At 53.8% G+C, this 21,308-nt stretch carries 2 protein-coding genes; both read left to right on the top strand.

Annotated features, from left to right (window positions below):
* Position 1: 1 nt before the first annotated feature.
* Positions 2-15,742, top strand: coding sequence for an SDR family NAD(P)-dependent oxidoreductase (locus ASG16_RS07455; RefSeq protein WP_198674194.1), 15,741 nt, complete (start codon positions 2-4; stop codon positions 15,740-15,742).
* 24 nt (positions 15,743-15,766) lie between these two features.
* On the top strand, positions 15,767-21,298 hold the full coding sequence (locus ASG16_RS07450) for an SDR family NAD(P)-dependent oxidoreductase (protein ID WP_056495210.1): 5,532 nt from the start codon (positions 15,767-15,769) through the stop codon (positions 21,296-21,298).
* Positions 21,299-21,308 lie beyond the last annotated feature (10 nt).

Below are 21,308 nucleotides of genomic sequence, written 5' to 3'. Positions count from 1 at the left end.
CATGAAAAAGGAAGAATTGGAACGTCTTCTTGAACGGGTACAAAACGGCAATCTGGAGGTCGAGCAGGCGCTTCAGGAAGTCATGGAAGCCCGGCGGCTTGCGAGCCAGGTTCCGCCACGGCCTGCTTTCGAAGCGGCCAACCGCCAGTGGACGAGAAGCTATCATTACGATGAGACGCTTCTGCGTGACCACAAAGTCGGCGGCCAACCGGTTATCATAGGCGTCGCTCATGCTTCAATGGCCATGGATGCTTATTTTGCCCTCTATGAGAGGGAACGTTGCGGCCGAATTCGGAATCTTTCCTTCATCAGCCCTATAAAAGTCGATCCTGCGCAGCCGGTGATCGTCGAGATGAAGCTCGAGAAGGACAGCTATGAAGCCACGGGCTTCGAGACCGTGTATGGGAACCTCTCCTCAGAGGACAGACGGCTCACCGCTAAAGGTGAGCTTCTTGTATGTCCGGCAAGTAACCGTGTTTTGGATCTGGTCGAGCTACAGGCATCAGCCGAACTGTACGAGCAGTTGGATCGGATCTATGAGATCAATCGAACCGTTGAATTAGGGCCAAGCTTCAGAACCATTCAGCGTGTATACAAAGGACAGGACTATATTCTTGTCCGGGCTGAACTGACCGGCGAATCGGCTTCCGAGGAATCTGAATCGAGTATTCATCCTCTGCTCTTAAACAGTGCGTTTCTCTCGGTCGTCCCCCTTTTGAATAAGGCGACCGGTTGGGACGGTTATTTGCCGTTTGCGGTCAAGGATGTGCTCTTCCGTAAAACCGAACGATTGAACGAATGCTGGATTCATATCCATCATTTGAAAGAATCGGACGAAATGATCGTTTTCGATGCGGAGCTGATTGATAACACCGGCAAAGTGGTGGCGGAGCTGACGGAATGTTCGATCAAGCGACTCCGTCTTTCAGCAATCTCACGTGAAGAGACTGCAACGAATGATTCCGCTGATGGCGGAATCGAGGCTCTGGAAGACCGCATCATCGGCTATTTGGTGCGTCAGGTGGAGACGGTCACCGATGGCCGGTTAAAGTCTTGCAGCATTACGGCGAATTTAATGGAGCTTGGTCTAAACTCCGCTCAGCTTATTGCACTTACCGGCGTTATCGGAGGGGAAATCGGCTCCGAGCTCTATCCGACCTTGTTCTTCGAGTACCCAAGCATTGAGGAGCTTGCGTCCTATTTTGGCAAGGAGCATAGGGAGGCCTTCCAGAAGCTGCTGGGAACGGCATTTGCACCGACCGTGGAAGCAAAGCCGAAGACTCATTCGTCGACCGCGGGCCGGATCGCAGGAAACGAAGTCCACCATGAAGATATCGCGGTCATCGGGATGCACGCATTATTTGCAGAATCGTCCGATATCGAAACGTTTTGGGAAAATATCGTATCCCGGAAGGATCTGATCAAAGAGATTCCGCCCGACCATTGGGATTTCCGGCCTTGGTTCGACGAAGACCGCCAGGCCAAGGATAAGACGTATTGCAAATGGGGCAGCTTTATCGATGATGTCGATAAGTTTGATGCTGAATTTTTTAACATATCGCCAAGAGAAGCCGAATGGATGGATCCGCAAATCCGTCTGCTGCTGCAAAGCGTCTACGCAACCGCGGAGGATGCAGGCGTTGTGAAGCAGTTAAGAGGAAGCAGCACGGGAGTATTTGTCGGGGCGTGTGTTCATGATTACGCGGACCGAATTGCGGAAATGAATCTCCCCGTCGATCCTCATATGGGGACAGGCAATGCGCAGACGGTTGTCGCCAATCGGGTATCGTTCATCTTTGATTTGAAAGGCCCGAGCATGGCGATAGATACAGCGTGTTCTTCGTCTTTGTTCGCTTTACATACGGCTTGCCGTTCCTTGCAAAATGGGGAGTGTAAGATGGCCTTTGTCGGCGGCGTCAATCTGCTGCTGTCGTCCTGGCACTACCGGTATTTCAGCAGTATCGGCGCCTTATCTCCCACCGGTCGCTGCCATACGTTTGATGCAGCCGCCGACGGGTATGTACCGGGAGAGGCGATCGCCAGCATGCTGCTTAAACCGCTGTCGCAAGCGAAGAAAGACGGCGACCGCATCTACGCCGTCATAAAAGGTTCAGCGGCGCTGCATGGAGGACATACGCCATCCCTTACGGCACCAAGTATCGAGGGCGAGGAACATGTCATTGCGAAAGCTTGGGAGGACGCAGGGATTGAGCCAGAATCGATCGGTTATATCGAAGCGCATGGCACCGGTACGGCACTCGGCGACCCGATCGAAATAAGCAGCTTGAAGAAAGCGTTTGAGCGTTTCACCGACAAGAAGCAGTTCTGCGCGGTCGGTTCCGTGAAGTCGAATATCGGCCACACGGAAGGTGCTGCCGGAATCGCTGGCGTCATCAAAGTCATCCAACAGATGAGGCATCGGCAAATACCAGCAATGCCAAAGCTTAATCAAATAAACCCTTACATCCAACTAGAAGGCTCGGCGCTTTACATTAACCGGGAGAATCAATACTGGGACACAAGGGACGGACTTCCGAGACGGGCGGGTGTCAGCTCCTTCGGCTTTTCCGGCTCCTATGCCCATGTCGTCATCGAAGAATATGTGGAAGAAGCATCGGCCGCTCTGGTAATAGGAGCTCCTTATGCGCTGATATGGTCGGCCAAAAATGAAGAACGGCTGCGTGAGCAGGTTCGCCAGTTCGTCGAGTGGATGAGCAAATCGAAAAATAGCGAAGCGGAATTGGCGCAGATTGCTTATATGCTGCAGACCGGCAGGGATGAGCATGAAGAACGGTTGGCCGTTGCCGTTGAATCGGTTGAGGAGCTTCAATATAAGCTCTCCGCTTATTTGGATGGCCGCCAAGGAATTCCGCTGCTGTACCAGGGAAGTGTTGGATCCGGCAGCAGGGGAAGCAAGCCCGAAATACTTGAGCACGAGGATATATCGAAGGTTCTCGAACGGTGGGTTCAGGGCGGCGTCTATGATTGGAATCGCCGATACGAAGCGCTAAAGCCTCGTCCGATCTCGCTCCCGACGTATCCGTTCGACAAGCAGAGATACTGGATCCCGGATATGAAAAGCACCCAAACGGTAGCGGGTGCTGATCCGATTCATCCGCTGCTGCATCGCAATACGTCGGATTTCACCGTACAGCGCTTTAGTTCGCGGTTTGAAGGAACTGAATTTTACTTGGAGGACCACCAGGTTGAAGGCAGGCGCATCCTTCCGGGAGTCGCTTATTTGGAAATGGCCCGAGAAGCGGCTGTCCTATCCATCGGCAAGTCACTGCCGGAGGTATCCGTCCGATTGCAACAGGTGGTATGGGCGCAGCCGATCCTTGCAGGCGATGAACCTGTACATGCCCATATTACCTTGAAGCCAAGCGACAACGGGACAATTGATTATCGGATTTATACCGGGGCACCGGAGGAACAAGCTGGGGAGAACGTACACAGCCTAGGAACCGTGCTGGTCACAGAAGCGGCTGATCCGCCCGTTTTAGATTACCAGGAGATTCGGAAGCAATGCTCGCAACGACAGTTATCGGCTGGACAATGCTACAAAGCGTTCGAGGAGATGGGTATTCATTACGGTCCCTCGCATCGTTCGGTATCCGAGATTTATATCGGCGACGGGCACCTGCTTGCGCAACTGTCGATGCCTTCATTGATTGCGGAAACAAAGGATGACTTCGTGTTACACCCTAGCATGATGGATGGCGCCTTGCAGGCCTGCATCGGTTTGGCTGCAGTAGAATACGGGCAAGCACCGCTTGCGATGCCGTTTGCATTGACGTCACTTGAGGTGTTTCGCGGATGCACGCCATCGATGTGGGCTTATATCCGGAGCGTCTCGGAGGAAGGCAATGGTAAGGACCAGGATCTCACATTCGATATCGACTTATGTGATGACCAAGGCCGTGTCTGTATCCGGATGACAGGTCTTGTAACTCGGGCGTTGACCGTAAAACGAGAACTTGCGCTTCAGGCATGTTCCGCTGAAAGCCGCACGGCCGTTCAACTGCGGCCGGTTTTGATAAAAGCTGCGGCTTCCATTTTAGGTGTGAAGGAAGACGAGATTGATCCGGACGCCGAGATGGAGGAATACGGTATGGACCCGATCAAGCTGAATGAATGGGCTCATCAACTGTTCGAAGCTTGTCAGCTTGAAATACGGCCATCCGAATTGCCCGCATTTAAGACGATGACGATCAATACAATGGCGGAGTATCTTAGCGAACCCAGAGGAGTATCGCAAGTTTTGAATGGCGATGAAGAGACGGCGCAGGACAAAGCCAAAGTGTCGGAAGCAATCGATCGAATGAACGATATGAACCGCACACTGTGCCGGATGCTTTGGGCTTATTTTTGCGAAACAGGATGGGTGGCCTCTTTATCAGCCTTCGGAGGTTACATACCCTCGGAGACGGAATTGCTGAGCTCCTACCGGAGATGGTTTCAAGAAAGCGTCGCAATGCTGGTTCGCAGCGGCTATTTAATACCGGAGGCAGCCGGCGTTTACGCTCCAGCCCAAGAGCCGGTAACTCTCGAGCAAGCCTGGGTGGAATGGGAAGCGAACAAGAACAAATGGCTGGACCATGACGATGTCTCTGCACAAGCTTCCCTTGTGGAGGCGACGATGCGCGCGCTTTCCGAGATTCTCTCCGATGGCGTTAGGCCGACGGATGTCATGTTCCCAGGTTCGTCCACGGCGTTGGTGGAGGGCATTTACAAAAATAACCGCGTAGCCGACTTTTATAACGACCTGCTCGCGGATACGGCGGCGGATTACGTGCGTGAACGGATTGTACTTGATCCGAATGTAAAAATACGGATTTTGGAAATTGGTGCCGGAAGCGGCGGAACAAGCGAGGCGGTGCTTCGGAGGCTGAAGCCTTATGAAGCGCATATCATCGATTTTAGCTACACGGATGTATCCAAATCGTTCTTGCTCCATGCGGAACAGAAGTATGGCAAAGAATATCCGTACCTTTCCTTCCATTTATTCGATGTCGAGCAAGCGTTGGAAGGGCAGGGAATGGCGAAGGGCAGCTTTGATATCGTGATTGCGGCCAATGTGCTTCATGCGACCCGCGATATGAAAAAGACGCTGTATCATGTCAAATCCGCACTGCGCGCAAACGGACTGCTTCTGTTAAACGAGCTTACCGGCAACACGATGTTCAATCATGTGACATTCGGTCTGCTGGAGGGCTGGTGGCGTTATGAAGATCCGGAGCTTCGAATTCCAGGATGTCCGGGTCTGCATGTGCCAGTCTGGCAGTCCCTGCTTGCCCAGACAGGCTTTCACGGGATCATGATTCCTTCCGATGGACGCCTTTCATGGGACCAGCATATTATCGCCGCGTTGAGCGACGGCATTTTAGATCAACCTAAGCGGCTTGCGGCCGGAGAGCGGCACGAGCGGCTTCATGACCTAACCAATACGGACAAAAGCGGTGAACATGTGGAAGAACAGTGGATGGAAGACTATGTCAAGAAGACGATACGGGAATATGTCGCGCAAGCCTTGAAAATGGACGAGAAGCGTATTCAGGAAGAGAAAAGCTTCTCCGAATACGGCGTAGATTCCATCGTGGCAGTCAGTCTCGTGAACAGCCTGAATCATCACTTCGGCCTTATTCTCAAGACAACGGTGCTGTTTGACTACAATAACGTGAAGCGGTTATGTGCGTTTTTGATCAAGGAGCATACGGATCAAATAACCGTTCTTCTCAAGCAGAGCGAACTGGCTGCCAGCAGAGAGGAAGAGGGCGCGCGAGCCCTGCGGGTATCGGCAAAGCAGCCCGTCCAAAGCGGCCTTAGCATACCTGCGTTTAACAATCGCTTTCGATCGCAACCAGCAGAATCCCCATCGCCTGCAGTCAGTGAGCGTCAGAGCGCTCCCCTTCCTGCGGAAAAGTCGACGTATCACCATGTCGTGATCGAGCGGCCCGGGGGCGTTGATTCGCTGCGGATTGCTCAATCTGGCGTTCCAGAGCTGAGATCCGATGAAGTTCGCATCGCTGTCCGTGCCTTTGCGCTGAATTTCGGCGATCTTCTCTGCTTGAAGGGTTTATACCCGACCATGCCGGCATACCCGTTCACACCGGGTTTTGAGGCAAGCGGGGTTGTTGTAGCCTGCGGTGCCGACGTTTCGACTGTTCGCACGGGCGATGAAGTGATTGTGGCGCTCGGGGCTTCTTTCGGCGGACAATCCACCATGATTACATGCCGGGAAGACCAGTTGTTCAAGAAGCCGGATTACCTCACGTTTGAGCAGGCTTGTACCATTCCGGCAGCCGCCGTGACGATGATCAACGCTTTCCGCAAAGCGGATCTCAAGAAAGGCGAGAAAGTTCTCATCCATACCGCGGCAAGCGGAACAGGACTTATCGCGGTACAGCTTGCGCGTCATTATGGTGCGGAACTATATGTTACAGCCGGGTCCAACCATAAGCTTGAATTTTTGGAATCACTCGGTGTGAACTATAGGATCAATTACAGGGAGACCGATTTCGAGGAAGAGATCGACAGGCTGACCGGCGGTAAAGGAATCGATGTCATTATCAATACGCTTCCGGGGGACGCCATTCAGAAAGGAATCAACTGTTTGGCGTCGGGAGGTCGTTATATCGAGCTGGCGATGACGGCACTCAAAACAGCGAAGACGATCGATTTATCAGCGCTGGATGGGAATCAGACCTTTTATAGCATCAATTCAAGAAAGCTTGCTAACGAGAATCCGGCCGAGCTGCGCGGTTATGTCGAAGAGATGCTTGCGCTTGTAGAAGCGGGAACGATAAGCCCTGTCATTGATAGGGTTATCCCGTTTGAGCGAGTGGCGGATGCTTACCGGTCTATTGAGGATCGGACGGCCATCGGCAAGATCGTCGTTACGGTTACAGAGCCTTATCGATATCAAGAAACGGCGGCTTTAGTCAAGCAGTTGGACAATGCGGAACTGCCGAGAGCACCGCACAGCGGGGAACAAGGCCGGGAGCCGGAGCCCATTGCCGTGATCGGGATGAGCGGCAGGTTTGCCAAGTCGGAAACGCTGGAGGAATTTTGGGCCAATCTGGCAAACGGGACCGATTTGATCGAGGAGGCAAGCCGCTGGGATCTCAGCCCATACAAGGCAGGGAATAACAGTTTCTGTTCGAAAGGCAGCTATGTCGATGCGATCGACCGTTTCGACCCAGTTTTCTTTAACATATCGGGTTACGAAGCGAATTATATGGATCCTCAACAGCGTTTATTTTTAGAGGAAGCGTGGAAAGCGCTTGAAGATGCCGGTTATGCCGGAGCGGGAATGGATGGGCGAAAATGCGGCGTGTTTGTCGGCAGCAGTGGAAGCGACTATGCCCGACTGATGGGCAAGCAGGCGCCGGCACCTGCGTTTTGGGGCAATGCCGGTTCGGTCATTCCCGCACGAATCGCCTATTATCTTAACTTGCACGGACCGGCGGTAACCATCGACACCGCATGCTCAAGCTCGCTTGTCGCTGTCCACATGGCTTGCCAGAGCTTAAGGTCCGGGGAAACAGAATTGGCGCTGGCCGGCGGTGTTTTCATTCAGTCGACACCAAGCTTTTATGAGAGCGCCAATCAAGCGGGTATGCTGTCCGCGTCGGGACGGTGCCACACTTTTGATGAACGGGCAGATGGCTTTGTACCCGGTGAAGGCGTGGGGACTGTTGTTCTGAAGCGGCTCCGTGACGCCCAGGCCGACGGTGATTACATCTATGGCGTCATCATAGGCTCAGGTATAAACCAGGACGGTACAACGAACGGTCTTACGGCTCCAAGCGCGTTATCCCAGGAGCGTCTCGAACGGGATGTTTACGATTCATTCGGCATTGATCCAGAAAGTATACAGCTAGTCGAAGCACACGGGACCGGCACGCGATTGGGCGATCCGATCGAATATCAAGCTCTGACGAATGCGTTTCGCCATTATACGGAGCGGCGGGAGTACTGCGCCATCGGCTCCGTCAAGACCAATATGGGCCATGCCGCAGCCGCCGCGGGTATTGCCGGCTTGCTCAAGGTACTGCTGGCGCTCAAATATAAGCAGCTGCCGCCGTCCTTGCATTTTAGTAACGGCAACCCCGGCATTGATTTTAAAGAAAGTCCGTTTTATGTCAATACCGAGCTGAGGAGCTGGGAGGCCGAAGCAGGAAGCAGGCGCCGCGCAGCCGTCAGCTCGTTTGGGTTCAGCGGGACGAACGCGCATCTTGTTGTCGAAGAAGCCCCTGTAATCGATCGTAGGTCCATCAAACGGCAGGGCTTCCTGATCGTCTTGTCGGCTTGTACGCAGGAGCAGCTGCGCCGGCAAGCGGAACAGCTCCTGGATTACGGTTTAGCCAACGCTGACGCCGATTGCGGCAGCATAAGCTTTACGCTGCTTACAGGGCGGAAACACTTCCATCACAGACTGGCGCTTGTCGTCCGTGATACCCGTGAATTAGCGTCCTTACTGTCTTCGTGGATCGGCAGTGAGGCCACGCCGCGGATATTCCAGTCCGAGCTGAACGCCAATGGCGTGCGGCAGCAGCTTACTTTGAAACGGTATGGAAACCAGTGCATTCGCGAGCTGCAACATGCGAACGACGCCGCAGACTATATGGAGCGTTTGTCATCGATAGCCGAGCTTTACGTACAAGGTTATGAGCTTGATTATCACGAGCTGTTCGCGAAGGGAAGCAATTTCAAAATTCCGCTGCCTACCTATCCTTTTGCCGATGAACGGTATTGGGTGCCGGAAGTCAAACCGCATGCGGATGCGCAGACGGAAAGTGATGCGACAATGCAAGCTGTACTCCACCCATTGGTACAAAGAAATACATCGGATCTCCAGGGCATGAAATACAGCTCGACATTTACAGGCGAGGAATTCTTCATCAGAGATCACGTCGTGAACGGCGAACCGGTTCTGCCCGGTGTCGCTTATTTGGAGATGGCTCAAGCCGCGATTCGGATGGCGGGCGGCGAGCGGGAGAGCAGACTCGGGCTCCGTCTGAAACGAGTCGTTTGGGCACAGCCCATGACTGTGGCTGTCAAGCCTCTGGACGTTCGGATCGGGGTGAAGCAGGAACAAAAAGGAGACATCAGCTACCGGGTTACGAGCCAAATCGAGAAAGAGAGCGTTCTCCATAGTCAAGGGGCAGGAGCATTTTTCGAGATGCGGGAACGACCTGTGGTGTTGCTTGAAGCGTTGAAAACTACGCTGACGCAGAAGCGGTCCGTTCAGAGCTGCTACGAGGCATTTGAACGAATGGGTATTCAATACGGTTCCGGGCAAAGAGGATTGGACGAGGTTTACACAGGGCCTGAGGGCGTACTCGCCAAGCTCATGCTGCCCGCGAGCGTCCAGAGCACGAAGGATCGCTACACGATGCACCCAAGCATGATGGATTCCGCCCTGCAAGCGGCGGTTTTCTTTATGGACGGGACGGAAGAGAACAAGATGAAGCTCCCGTTTGCAATCGATGAGCTTGAGCTGTTTGACCGCTGCGCAACGGTTATGTGGGCTTGGCTGCGGCCAACACGCGGCGAGGCTGCAGACGGCCACATTCATAAGCTTGATATCGATCTGTGTGATGAACAAGGGAACGTTTGCGTGGCAATAAAGGGATTTTCGTCCCGTTTGACGGATCGGAACGCGACGGATCATGCGAAGTCGTCGAACACGGATTATGCTTCCGCGAAGTCTGACCAGACCTTGTCGGATTTGCTGACTTACGTCTGGGGCGAGGCGGAAGTAGAAACAAGCAGTGTCCAGCCGCCGAACCGAACCGTGATCATTGCGGAAGACGAAAGCGTGGCCGTTCGTGAAAATCAGCATGAGTGGCCGGCAGCGCCGAGAATCATCCTGAAGGCTTCGGATACGATCGAGGAGATGGCCCACAAGGTAAGGGCGTGCGGCGAATTCGAGCATCTGTTGTGGATTGCGGCACGGGAACCGGCCGGAGCTGCCGTTTCGGATGCTCCCATCGAAGAACAGGAAAGGGGCGTCCTTCATCTGTTCCGGCTCGTAAAGGCCTTATTGGCGCTGGGTTATGGGAGCAAGCGTATCGCCTTGAGCTTCATCACCCAGCAAGCCGTTTCGGTCCAACGCGATGACGCCGTGCGTTCTTCCGCTGCCAGCGTACACGGATTGGCCGGCGCGATTGCCAAGGAATATCCGCTATGGGCGATACGGGTTGCTGATTTGGAAGCAGGCGGCAGCCTTTCGTTTGATCAATTGTTCCGTCTTCCTGCCGACCCGGAAGGCCACGTATGGGCTTGTCGGGATAACCGGTGGTATCGTCAACAAATACTTCCGGTGGCCGCAGCCGTACCGAAACAAAGCCTTTATCGTCAAGGCGGCGTGTATGTTGTCATCGGCGGTGCAGGCGGGATCGGCGAGGCGTGGACCGAATATATGATCCGCCAATATAGAGGACGAATTGTTTGGATTGGCCGGAAATCGCTGGATGAAACCATTCAGCTTAAGATTGACCGACTGGGTGCGGCTTATGGGATAGAGCCGTGGTATATTTCGGCCGATGCCAAAGACAAGCAGTCTTTACAGCAGTCTATCGACGAAGTGAAGTCACGCTATGGCACAATCCATGGCGTCATTCATTCCGCGATCGTTCTGCTGGATCAAAGCTTGGCAAACATGGATGAAGCACGCTTCCGCGCGGCGCTATCGGCGAAAGTGGATATCAGTGCGCGGATGGCCCAAGTATTCGCGGCTGAGCAGCTTGATTTTATGTTGTTCTTTTCTTCTATTAATTCGTATACCAAACCGGCCGGTCAAAGTAATTATGCTTCCGGCTGCACCTTCAAGGATGCTTATGCCCACAGGCTTGGCAAGGAGCTGCCCTTCCCGGTCAAGGTGATGAATTGGGGTTATTGGGGAAGCGTAGGCGTCGTTGCCTCGGAGGAGTACCGGAAGAAAATGGCCTCGCTTGGCGTAGCTTCCATTGAACCGGACGAAGCAATGGCCGCGTTGGAATTGCTGCTTGTAGGACAATTGGACCAACTGGTGATGCTGAAGATGACAAAGCCGGTGCCGCTTGCAGGAATGCTACAGGATGAACGTCTAGTCATGCAGGCTGATCGCAGCTCACTGCTTCCAGGAATTCGAAACCGCATACAGGAAGCAGATGATACGCGGCTTGACCGTATACAATCCGATATGGGGCACCCCATGGCGATACTGGACGCTGCCATTTGCAAATTGATGTGGGCGATCTACAGAGAAGGCGGCTGGCTTAGCAGTGTGGAAGACGGTGCGTCCGGGATGCTGCCGGCCTACTACAGGTGGCATCAAGAAACCATAGCCGCCTTCGAACGGGCCGGTTATGTTCGGCTCGAGGACGGCACGGTGCGCATATTGGATACACGCCCTCTAGATTTGGATGGAGAGTGGCGGCAATGGTACCGGATGAGAAGCGAATGGAAGAGCAACGGCAATATGAATACACAAGCCGAGTTGGCAGAAAAAACGCTGCACGCCCTCCAGCGCATTTTGGTCGGGGAATTACCGGCAACGGATGTTATTTTCCCGAACGGTTCCTTCGGATTGGTGGAGTCTGTTTACAAAAACAATCTGATGGCTGATTTTTTCAATGAAGCGCTTGCGGATACGGCGGCGGCTTATGTACAGGAACGCTTGGCGCTGGACAAGTCGGCCAAGATTCGGATCCTGGAGATCGGAGCGGGTACGGGAGGGACGAGTGCGGTTGTACTCAAGCGGCTGGAACCGTATCAATCCAACATGGCCGACTATCTTTACACGGATTTATCCAAGGCGTTTCTGATTCACGGAAAGCAGGCGTATGGGACGCAGGCTCCTTACTTGTCCTGCAAAATGGTCGATATTGAACGTCCGCTTGCCGAGCAAGGGATTGAAGAAGGAAGCTTCGATCTTGTCATAGCAACGAATGTGCTCCATGCCACTGCACGGATAAGCCGTACGTTGCGTCATGCAAAGGCAGCCCTGCGCCCGGGCGGGTTATTGCTGATCAACGAGATCCATGCAAACCGCCTGTTCATGCACGTGACTTTCGGGTTATTGGAAGGCTGGTGGCTGCATGAGGATGCGGAAGTACGCATTCCCGGCAGTCCGGTTCTAACTACGGAAATGTGGCAGCGGCTTTTGGTGGAGGAAGGTTTCCGGAGCATCTTCTATCCGGCACAGAAAGGTCATTTTCTCGGTGCTGCTGTCATTGCTGCGGAGAGCGACGGCGTGTACCGGCAGTACCTAAACCGTTGCGCGAGCGTCCCGTCGGATTTCCAGGGGCAGGAGCCGCTTCCGATCAGCCCGTCCACAAGCGGCACAAACGGCACAAACGGCACAAACGGTGCCAGTGACGTTTCGGATCGGGCGCTTGGTTCGTTTATCCAAACCGTTATTCGAACAGCGGTGGCGGATGCACTGCAAATCGATGCAGGCCGAATCCAGGACGATCGGAGCTTCTCGGATTACGGCGTCGATTCCATCATTGCGGTCAACCTCATTAATATCATTAATGAGCACTGCGATACGCAGCTCCAGACGACGATCATTTTTGACTATAACAGCGTCGAGCGGCTATCCGATTGGCTGCTTCGCGAGCATCGGCAGGAACTGCTGAGCAAGTACCGGCAGTCGGATAAAAACGCAGCCCAGTCCCCGCCGCAGGCCATGGCTGAAGAACGGGCCTCGGCACCGGAGGCATCGGAGGACGGGTATCGAGCCACAGAAGATGCAGCTACCTTCGAGCTGGCGGAAAAGAGTCAGACGCGGCAGGTACGCCATCATATAGTCGTTGAACGCCCCGGCAGTATCGACGAGCTTCAATTGAAACAATCGGCAGTGCCGCCGCTGACGGAGCATGATGTGCTTGTTGAGGTACGCGCCTTTTCATTGAACTTTGGCGATTTGCTTTGCGCCAAAGGTCTGTATCCAGTGATGCCACCTTTTCCTTTTACGCCCGGCTTTGAGGCAAGTGGTGTTGTCATCGATACCGGTAAAGCAGTGACCTCCGTCCGGCGTGGTGATCAAGTGGTTGTGACCGGAGGGGAAAATATAGGCGCGCAATCGACCTACATCGTATGCTCGGAGCAGTCGCTTCTTCCAAAGCCTGACTTTCTGTCCTTCGAAGAAGCTTGTTCGCTGCCAGCAGTCGGCCTTACGATGATGGACGCCTTTCGCAAAGCGGCAGTCAAACCGGGCGACAAGGTGCTTGTTCAAACGGCGGCGGGAGGAATCGGCTTGATGGCCGTACAGCTAGCCCGCCATTACGGGGCGGAAATATACGCTACCGCTGGCTCCAAGGAAAAATTGGACTATCTTGCAGGTATCGGTGTTTCGAAGCTCATCAATTACAGGGAAGACGATTTCGAGCAGGAGATCAAGAGGCTTACGGACGGACAAGGGTTACAGATCGTTGTGAACACACTGTCCGGGGACGCGATGTCGAAAGGATTCCGGTGTTTGGCTCCGGGAGGCCGGTATATTGAGCTCGCCTTAACCGCGCTGAAGTCCGCACGGAGCATCGACTTGTCTCTGTTGAACGAGAACAGGGCGTTCTATTCCGTTGACTTAAGAGCGTTGTCAGCCGAACAACCGGCTACGATCCAGGCTTATTGGGAAGAGTTGACAGCTCTGATTGCACAAGGGTTCATTCGGCCAACAATCGGCCGCGTTTACGCGCTCTCTGATTTTAAGGAAGCCTATCGTCAGTTGGAGAACCGGAAAAATATCGGCAAGATTGTAGTGCGTATACCCGGTGGCGATTACGTGACCGAACCTGAAGCCAGTTCTTCTGCTATGGAGAATGCAAGCATGCCGCAGGTTCCGACGTCTTTAGAACCTGTGGCCATTGTCGGGATAAGCGGCCGTTTTGCTCGTTCGGATTCAGTGGAGGAGCTATGGTCACATCTTGAGGCTGGAACCGATTTGGTAGAAGAAGTGACGCGCTGGGAACTTCGTGGGAGCGGTCGGGATCCGGAAGGGGTCAAAAGCTGCCGACATGGAAGCTTTCTAAGCTCAATTGATTGCTTCGATCCGCTTTTCTTTAACATCACCGGCGTGGAAGCCGATTACATGGATCCTCAGCAGCGTATCTTTCTCGAGGAATCGTGGAAAGCGCTGGAGGATGCTGGATATGCGGGACCGGGAGAGCATACGCGGCGATGCGGCGTCTATGTCGGTAGCTGCGGCAGCGATTACGCGAGATTGTTTGGAGACGAAGCGCCGGCTCAGGCGTTCTGGGGCAATGCAGGATCCGTCATACCTGCACGGATCGCTTATTACCTGAACCTGCAGGGGCCTGCGGTAACGGTGGATACAGCCTGCTCCAGTTCGCTGGTTTCGATTCATCTTGCCTGTCAAAGCCTGTGGACAAGGGAAACGGACATGGCGCTTGCGGGCGGCGTATTTATCCAATCAACGTCTGAATTTTATACCGTCTCCAATCGTGCCGGTATGCTTTCTCCCAGCGGCCGATGCCATGCTTTTGACGAAAGAGCCGATGGCTTCGTGCCTGGAGAAGGCGCCGGTGTGGTTGTTCTCAAACGTTTGAAGGATGCGCTTGCCGACGGCGATCATATTTATGGCGTGATCCGCGGCAGCGGCATCAATCAAGACGGCACGACAAACGGCATTACGGCACCAAGTGCGAATTCACAGGAACGTCTGCTGCGGCATGTGTATGATAGCTTCGGCATCAATCCGCGCCATATTCAGTTGGTGGAGGCGCATGGAACGGGAACGAAGCTGGGAGATCCGATCGAGTTTCAGGCACTGACCCGGGCGTTCCGCCATTACACGGACGATAACCGCTATTGCGCGGTCGGTTCGATTAAATCGAATCTCGGACATCCGGCTGCTGCCGCAGGCATTGCGGGCTTTTTGAAAGTTATTCTGTCATTGCGTCACAAAAAGCTGCCGCCTTCACTCCATTTTGAAAAGGGCAACACAAGCATTGCTTTCGAAAATAGTCCCTTTTACGTCAATACGGAGCTTAGGGATTGGACACTTGGCGAGGGAACGAAACGAATGGCGGCCATTAGCTCATTCGGATTCAGTGGAACGAATGCGCATCTTGTTCTTGAGGAAGCTCCTCAGCCGGTTCGCAGGCGGGAGACGAGATCCGCATACTTGTTCGTGCTGTCGGGACGGACTGCCGTACAGTTGCGCCAACAGGTTGAAAGGCTGGCTGCGCACTGCAGACACTCCCTGCAGTTGGACTGCGCCTCGGTCAGCTTTACGCTACTGGCAGGACGTAAGCACTTGAAGCACCGGTTTGCATGCGTCGCCGGCTCCCGGCATGAGCTACTCGAACGGCTTGGCGAATGGTTGGAGAACGGCCATGCGCAGGACGTTGTTCAAGCAGAGCTGCAGCCTGCCGGGATGCGGGATGATGAACGGCGAATCGAGGAAGTAAATCAAAGCATTCAGGCATACCGAGACAATGTCGACGGCCTGGCACGAGAGCATCTGCTGGCTTGTGCCGAGCTGTTTGTTCACGGTTATCCGCTGGACTTACGCAAGCTGTTCCTGGAAGGGGAGCAGCAGCGGATTCCATTGCCGACATACCCCTTTGCCAAAGAAAGCCATTGGGTAAAGAAAGCGGAGCAACGGGAAGAGGCGAAGACGGATGAAAACGGCTTCAGTGATCTTCTAGATCAGTTTCTCGACGAAACCATAACGTTGGAGACCGCCGTCCAGAAAGCGGAACGAATCCTATCATCTTTGTCCTAGCAGGCTTCTAACCGGGAGGTCAATATGAGAGATTTTTTGCAAGATGTGTTGAGTGGAGTCCAAGAGGGCCGTCTGTCCAAGCCGGAGGCCCTTCGAATGTTGAACAAGTATAAGCAGAGCGCCCCATCCGCAGCAAATGATGAATACGGTGTACTGCTTTTTCGGCCGTTCGAAGAGGAAACTGCAAAGTCTCCATCGGACCCTCCTGGGCTCAATCAGGACCGATTGATCATATTTGGCGAGTCGATCGAGGTCCGCGCTGATAAATTAAAATGCATGACAGGCAATGCCGAATGGCTTGTTCTTGAATTCTCAGAGCAGCCGATCGAGCAGCGGTATGAGGCTTACACACTCCAAATCGTCGACCACCTCCAGCGCCTTCTGCATAATCAAACCGGCCGGGAAACGCTTGTGCAGCTCTTCATTGCAAATAAAGAGGAGTCGCCATGGCTTGTCGGATTATACAGCTTACTGTTAACCGCACGTGCAGAAAATCCGAAGCTCACGGTAGAATGTCTCGAATGGTCGGAAAATGGTAAGGGAGATATTGCCGGTGCGCTCGAGGCAGGTGCTTGGGGGGGCGGCAGCACAAGTGCTGTCCGATCCCGGCACGGTCGTAGCTATCGTGCCGCGTGGAAGAAGGAGACGGTCCTACAGGAGCAGGTGCGAATGCCATGGAAAGACCGCGGCATCTATTTAATAACAGGCGGAGCGGGCGCACTCGGCCTGTTATTTGCTGAGGAAATCGCAAGGCAAGTGAGCCGGCCTGTTCTTATACTAATCGGAAGATCGGCAACGCTGAATGACGAAGCATCCGACCGAATCGAACGGATGGCGGCTCTTGGCGCCAAGGTCGAATATAGGCAGGTTGATCTAAGCGAAGAACATCAAGTTGCTGCATTAATCGATGCAATTCGGCATCAATATGGCGGCTTGAATGGGATTCTACATGCGGCGGGCATCATCCGCGATGAATATTTGTACCACAAAACGCGTGATCAGGTTATCGAGGTGCTTGGTCCGAAGGTGAAGGGACTCGTCCACTTAGACCAGTCTAGCAAGGATATCAAGCTGGACGTGTTTGCCGTCTTCTCATCCGTAGCGGGTGTATATGGCAATGCCGGCCAAGCAGACTATGCGGCGGCGAACGGTTTTATGGATGCTTATACCGTATGGAGACAACAGACGGACCGCAACAGGTCAGGAATGATCGCAATCAACTGGCCGCTCTGGAGATCGAACGGGATGCAGCTCGAACCCGGAGCCGAGGAAGCATTGGAACGTGAGACCGGGATGGCGGCGATGCCGGGAACGATCGGCATCCGTGCATTCTACGCTGCGCTTGCAAGTGGTGGGAGCCGGGCCATGGTACTCTACGGTGATGGTGCTAAGCTAACCCGTTTTGTAGAAAATGACCGAACCCGCTCTTCGGCCGATCTTGTCGAAGGCGTCAGGCTGGATCCAAACTTGGACAAGCGGACGCTGAAACGGTTGATTCAATTGTTCACGGGCTATACGAGGCTCAATCCGGACAGCATTGATCCGGATGAACCGTTGGAAACGTATGGCATCGATTCGATTATGATTACCGAGTTGAACCGCAATCTCGCGAATGACTTCGGTGAGCTTTCCAAAACGCTGTTTTACGAATTCAGGACATTAAGAGGCGTAGCCGATTATTTGACCGCAACGTATCCGCATCAATGTCTCAATTGGATTGGACTGGCCGAGAAAGATACACAGGAGAAAATTAACGCGGCGACAGCTTCGTCCTCCGGTGTGACGCCCCGTTTGTTCCCGAGCAGTGAAAGTGATCAAACGGTCAGCAGATCGGCCGGCTTTGCAGGCAAGAGCGGTCAGCCGGCAGAGAAGGAACCGATCGCGATTATCGGGATGAGCGGCAGATATCCGCAGGCAGAAGATTTGGACGCGTTCTGGCGAAATCTTGCCGAAGGCATGGACTGCATAACCGAAATTCCCGGGGGTCGTTGGCCGGTGGAAGGCTTCTATGAGCCCAATCCGGAGATTGCGGTGGCCGAGGGGAAATGCTATAGCAAGTGGGGCGGATTTCTAGAGCATGCGACAAGCTTTGATCCGCTCTTCTTTAAAATATCGCCGCTGGAGGCGTCCTGCATGGACCCTCAGGAACGGATCTTTCTCGAAAGCTGCTGGCATGCGCTTGAGGATGCGGGCTGCACGAGAGAGCATCTGGCTTCACAGTACGGCGGCAGAGTCGGCGTTTTCGCCGGAATAACGAAAACAGGGTTTAATCTATACGGGCCTGAGTTCAAAAAACAGGGAGAGCGCATGCTTCCCTTTACGTCTTTTAGCTCCGTGGCCAATCGGGTTTCTTACTTGTTTAACTTCAATGGTCCGAGCATGCCGATCGATACGATGTGCTCCTCTTCGTTAACCGCTATTCATGAAGCTTGCGAGCATATTTTGCGCGGGGAATGCGAATTGGCTATCGCCGGCGGCGTCAATTTATATCTTCATCCGTCTAATTACATCGAGCTTAGCGCTCATGGGATGCTGTCCACCGACGGCAAATGCAGAAGCTTCAGCAGCGACGGTAGCGGCTTCGTTCCGGGAGAAGGGGTAGGTGTTTTGCTGCTGAAACGGCTGTCGCAAGCCATTGCTGACGGTGACCGGATTCATGCCGTGATCAGAGCCACCAGCGTGAATCATGGTGGCAAAACAAATGGCTACACCGTTCCAAATCCGAATGCCCAGGGACAGCTGATTCGGCAAGCGCTTGACAAAGCCGGCATTCACAGCAGAACCGTAAGCTATATCGAAGCGCACGGTACGGGCACCAAACTGGGCGATCCGATCGAAATTACCGGGCTGACGCAAGCGTTCCGCCAAGATACGCAGGATAATCAATATTGCGCGATTGGTTCGGTCAAATCGAATATCGGTCATCTAGAGGCGGCGGCTGGTGTGGCCGGCGTAACGAAAATCGTGCTGCAAATGAAGCATCGGAAGCTCGTACCGAGCTTGCATGCGCGTACGCTAAACCCGAATATTCCGATGAAAAACACGCCTTTTATGGTCCAGCAGGAGCTGGCGGATTGGGATAGACCCGTCGTTCGCCTGAACGGCAAAGAGGAAGAGTATCCGAGAATTGCGGGCATTTCTTCCTTTGGTGCAGGCGGCGCCAATGCCCATATTGTGCTCGAGGAGTATATTCCGCCTGCGAGTGAAGCCCGAAAAGAAACATCCGCTAGTGAAGAGGTGCTTATTCTGCTGTCGGCCGCCAACAAGGAGCGGCTGCGTATTCAGGCGGAGAGACTGCTTTCGGCTTTGGACAGCGGATTATTGGCGGATTCAGAATTGACGGAAATCGCTTATACGCTTCAGATCGGCCGCGAGGCGTTGGATGAAAGGCTTGCTTTTACCGCGGCTTCGATGGAAGAGTTATCCCTTCGCTTACGAAGTTTTTTGAATAAAACGTCGGATGACGGATCAATATACCGCGGCCATGCGAAATCGGATAAGGATCAGTTGGCCTCGATCGGAGCGGATGACGATCTTGCAAGCCTTGTAAACCGGTGGATCGAGCACCGGAATGTTGACAGGCTTGGGGCATTATGGGTGAAGGGTCTGAAGGTAGACTGGAGCCGGATGTATGAGAACAAGCCAGCTAGGCGAGTGAGTTTGCCGGGTTATCCTTTTGAACGCAAAACGTACTGGCTGCCGGGCAGCGGCAAGCGGAAGGAAGCTGAAGCTAGTCCAGACTTGGCAACTGAGAAGCAGCGCTTTATCCGCGAACCAAAGAATCATCCGGAAGCGTTTGAACATGTTTTGCTTACACCTGTTTGGGAGGCTGTGCCTGTCAGGTCCGGGCCTGCGTACCCCGGAGCGAACAGCCGAAGCGTTGTGATCATCGGAGGAACGGCTGAAAGCCGGGATGCTCTCTTGGTTCATTATCCGAACGCCATTACAGTCAACGTGGGCGAAGAGGATGATATCGAGCAGATCGCTATGGTGTTGGCACGATTCGGAATCATCGATCATTTATTTTGGCTTGCGCCGCCTTCGGAATTTTTGCTTCATGACGATTCACTCCTTGCCAAGCAAAAGGCTGGTGTCCTTTTACTATTCCGCTTGATCAAGGCGCTACTGCACGCCGGATATGGCGGGAAAAGGCTGAGTGTCGATGTCCTCACCTTCCAAACCCAGCGGGCATACACGGGAGACAGAATAAATCCCGTTCATGCAAGTGTGCATGGACTGATAGGTGCGCTTGCAAAAGAATATCCCAATTGGCAGATTCGTTTACTGGATTTGGAGCCCGGCTGGGAGACTTCAATTGAAACGCTGTTGACGCTTCCTCCCGATACGGAAGGAAATACGTGGTGCTTAAGGGGACGGGAATGGCTGTGTCAAAGGCTGGCTCCCGTGAATCTCGCCCCTGGCATGCAGCACAACGGTTACCGGAAAGGCGGCGTCTATGTCGTTATTGGCGGGGCCGGAGGTATAGGTGAAGTCTGGACGGCGTACATGATCCGCCGCTATCAGGCCCAGATAGTCTGGCTTGGACGCCGCAGGCAGGATGAGTCGATCAGCGCGTCAATCGAACGGGTGTCCGTGTCCACTACGGGGCCAAAGCCTATCTATATAGAGGCGGACGCAGCGGATACCCAATCGCTGGATCATGCTTATCAGGTCATCAAAGCACGTTTCGGCGCCATTCATGGTGTCATTCATGCTGCAATCGTCTTGCGCGACCAAAGCCTCGCCAATATGCAGGAGGACGACTTCCGGGCAGGGCTTGGAGCCAAGATTGACGTCAGTGTACGGCTCGCGCAAATATTCCGCAAAGAGCCGCTTGATTTTGTTTTGTTTTTCTCAGGCATGATGTCCTTCGCCAGAAGGGCGGGTCAAAGCAATTATGCAGCAGGCTGCACGTTTAAGGATGCCTTCGCGATCCGTTTGGCCCGTGACTGGCCGTGTGCGGTGAAGATAATGAATTGGGGCTACTGGGGAAGTGCGGGCATTGTCGCTTCGGACGAATACCGGGCAAGGATGGAGCTTGACGGCATCGGTTCGATAACGCCTTCCGATGCGATGGAGGCGTTGGAGACGCTGCTTGCAAGTCCGATTGAGCAGATGGCATTTATTAAAGCCTCGAAGAGTGTCCTGGAAGCAGGCTTTGCTTCGGAGAGGCTAATAGACGTCATATTCGACACGCCGGGCTTCAACGGCGATTACAGGTCAATGGTGGAACTGCCAGCACTTCCTGATCTCATTACCGGTATGAACATAGAACGAGGCCAACCAGTTCGGCCGACCGGTCAAGCCGAACCGATTTTGCATGATTTGATCGGGGAAGCGTCCCGTTTGCTGAATGTCCATCCCGAGGAAATCGACCCGAACGCTGAGTTTGCGGAATACGGATTGGATACGGTCCAGTTGGCCGAGCTTTTAAGCAAGCTTAACAGACGCTTCATGGTGGAAGTGGAAATGCAGGCTTTCACAGATTGGACGACGTTGAACCAGATAGCACAAGCTGTGTCCCGTTTTGTCGGACGATCGGAAATCACGCCATAAGAAAGGGGCC

The sequence above is a fragment of the Brevibacillus sp. Leaf182 genome, from assembly GCF_001423865.2.
GTDB classification, from domain to species: Bacteria; Bacillota; Bacilli; order Brevibacillales; family Brevibacillaceae; genus Brevibacillus; species Brevibacillus brevis_C.
The sequence above is the reverse complement of the archived record's forward strand: the minus strand, read 5'-3'. Positions and strand labels throughout refer to the sequence as shown.

Bases quoted from the DNA above. Each gene is read 5' to 3' on its own strand.
- ASG16_RS07455 (WP_198674194.1), top strand. From the start codon at position 2: ATGAAAAAGGAAGAATTGGAACGTCTTCTTGAACGGGTACAAAACGGC.
- ASG16_RS07450 (WP_056495210.1), top strand. From the start codon at position 15,767: ATGAGAGATTTTTTGCAAGATGTGTTGAGTGGAGTCCAAGAGGGCCGT.